2 rRNA genes are annotated in these 312 nt (G+C 58.3%); both read right to left on the bottom strand.

Annotation, left to right across the window (positions count from 1 at the left end):
• Positions 1-114: ribosomal RNA gene (gene rrf, locus RM479_RS27495) — 5S ribosomal RNA — on the bottom strand; the annotation flags it as partial.
• Between the two features lie 98 nt (positions 115-212).
• Positions 213-312: ribosomal RNA gene (locus RM479_RS27490) — 23S ribosomal RNA — on the bottom strand; the annotation flags it as partial.

The following is a 312-nucleotide window of genomic DNA, read 5'->3' as shown; positions in this document are numbered from 1 at the left end:
GTGGCGGCAACCTACTCTCCCACCCCACCACAGGGCAGTACCATCAGCGCAAGGAGACTTAACGACCGGGTTCGGAATGAGACCGGGTGTGACCCTCCCACCATAACCACCACGGAAACCAACACCCGAAACCCAAACCACCCCACGGCAGCCAGGAAACAGGAAGCTTCCAGATTATGTGAAACGTATGCGCGAGCACCCAATTATCTGCAGCGGACAAGCCCTCGGCCTATTAGTACCGGTCAGCTCCACCCCTCACAAGGCTTCCACACCCGGCCTATCAACCCCATCGTCTATAGGGGGCCTTACCCT

Origin of the sequence: Nocardiopsis lambiniae, assembly GCF_031845465.1 — a bacterium.
Classification (GTDB): Bacteria; Actinomycetota; Actinomycetes; order Streptosporangiales; family Streptosporangiaceae; genus Nocardiopsis; species Nocardiopsis lambiniae.
Note: the sequence above shows the minus strand (reverse complement) of the source record. Positions and strands in the feature narration are given on the sequence as shown.